The sequence below is a fragment of the Nocardioides malaquae genome (genome assembly GCF_015070385.1).
GTDB lineage: Bacteria > Actinomycetota > Actinomycetes > Propionibacteriales > Nocardioidaceae > Nocardioides > Nocardioides malaquae.
The window spans coordinates 1-251 of the sequence record NZ_JADCSA010000816.1; the positions used below are offsets into that span (position 1 = coordinate 1).

A 251-nucleotide genomic window follows, 5' to 3' on the forward strand; every position below is an offset into this window, starting at 1 on the left:
ATCGTCCTGCTGTCGTTCTTCTTCTGCGTGTTCCATAACGTGGCGGGCGGGCTGTATATCTACTTCTTTATCAACAACCTGGGCGACGGCAGCCTGCAGATGGCGATTGGCGTGATGGGGATTGTCGCGGCAGTGCTGTGCCTGGTCGCCCCGATGCTGACGCGCCGGATGCAGAAGCGGAAGCTGTTTATGATCCTCTGCGGGCTGGACGTGGCGGTGCGCGTGGTGATGTGGTTTGTCGGGTATCAGCA

Annotated in this window: 1 protein-coding gene; it reads left to right on the forward strand. The window is 59.4% G+C overall.

The window, feature by feature from the left end; genetic code table 11:
* Positions 1 to 251, forward strand: a 251-nt coding sequence (locus IEQ44_RS16265; protein ID WP_227487683.1) for a hypothetical protein, incomplete at both ends; no start/stop codon positions are given.